The following is a 1,463-nucleotide window of genomic DNA, read 5'->3' as shown; positions in this document are numbered from 1 at the left end:
GATAGTGCCCCGTGGAGTGGTGGACTTCGGATCGGCTCGCGGTATGCGCGGTGATCAACGAGTCGCGGTGAATACTATGCTGTTTCGCTCGGGCCGGTCAACGACAACGCTGGTTCGGTAGCGTGCTGCTTGGCGGCGATCACCGCCCGGAGCTCGTCCATGCTCACATCCGAGACATACCGGCGGGTGACCTGCCACTCGTCGTGCTGCTCGATGACCACCGCGGTCGCCAACCGTAGGAATGCCGCCGGGTTCGGGAAGATCTCCACGACATCGGCTCGACGCTTGATTTCCTTGTTGAGCCGCTCGATGGGATTGTTGGACCAGATCTTCTGCCAGTGCGCCTTCGGGAACGCGGTGAACGCCAACACATCGTGCTTGGCGGCCTCCATCAACGCCGCGACCTTCGGAAACGACCCGGAGAAGGTGTCGGTGACCTGATCCCACTGCGCGGCGACCTCGACCGGATCGGTGTGCGCGAAGATCGTCTTGACCGCGGCCATCACCGGCGGCACATGCTTGGCCGCCACAGCTGCTCGGATGTTGCGCATGAAATGCACCCGGCATCGCTGCCACGACGATCCCGCGAACTGCTGCATCACAGCGGCTTTGAGCCCACTATGGGCGTCGGAGATCACCAGATGCACCCCCGACAGACCCCGGGCCTTGAGGCTGGTGAGGAACTCACGCCAGAATTCGAAGGATTCACTGTCGCCGACCGCGGTGCCCAACACTTCGCGGGTACCGTCGATCGACACTCCGGTGGCCACCACCAGCGCCTGCGAGACCACGTGTGCACCGACCCGAACCTTGCAGAACGTCGCGTCGAGGAACACGTACGGAAAGCTCGTGTGCGTCAGCGTGCGCTCCCGGAACCGGGCGATCTCGGCATCGAGGCCGGCGCAGATCCGTGACACCTCCGACTTCGAGATCCCGGATCCGACACCCAACGCGCCGACCAGGTCGTCGACGCTGCGGGTCGATACGCCGTGCACATACGCTTCCATCACCACCGCGTACAGCGCCTTGTCGATCCGGCGGCGGCGTTCCAGCAGCGACGGGAAGAACGATCCTGACCGTAGTTTGGGGATCTTGACCTCCACATCGCCGCTGGTGGTGGCCACGGTCTTCGTTCGATGTCCGTTGCGGTGCGTTATCCGGGTGTCGGTGCGTTCGTAGCGGCCGGCACCGAGCTTGTCGGTGGCCTCGGCTTCGATCAGAGCCTGCAGGCCGGTGCGGATCAGTTCGGCGAACACGCTGGCGCTGTCGGCGCCCTTGAGCGCGTCGAGCTGGGCGAGCAGTGCAGAATGGTCGTGGGTCATCGCGTGGCTGCTTTCTGTGAGTCACTGTGAGAGGTAACTCGTTGATCACTACGCGATGGCCCACCCGCAGAGCGGGAACGACACGCCGCGGACCTGGACCGATGCCCTCAGCCGATTCCCACCACTCCCCGGGACTTACCC

1 protein-coding gene is annotated in these 1,463 nt (G+C 64.3%); it reads right to left on the bottom strand.

Annotated elements, in window-relative coordinates:
• Positions 1 to 74 precede the first annotated feature (74 nt).
• Complete coding sequence (locus G6039_RS30085) at positions 75 to 1,322, bottom strand: IS256 family transposase (protein WP_006946287.1); 1,248 nt, start codon at positions 1,320 to 1,322, stop codon at positions 75 to 77.
• Positions 1,323 to 1,463: the final 141 nt, after the last annotated feature.

Source organism: Rhodococcus aetherivorans, from assembly GCF_011058165.1.
Classification (GTDB): Bacteria; Actinomycetota; Actinomycetes; order Mycobacteriales; family Mycobacteriaceae; genus Rhodococcus; species Rhodococcus aetherivorans.
Note: the sequence above shows the minus strand (reverse complement) of the source record. Positions and strands in the feature narration are given on the sequence as shown.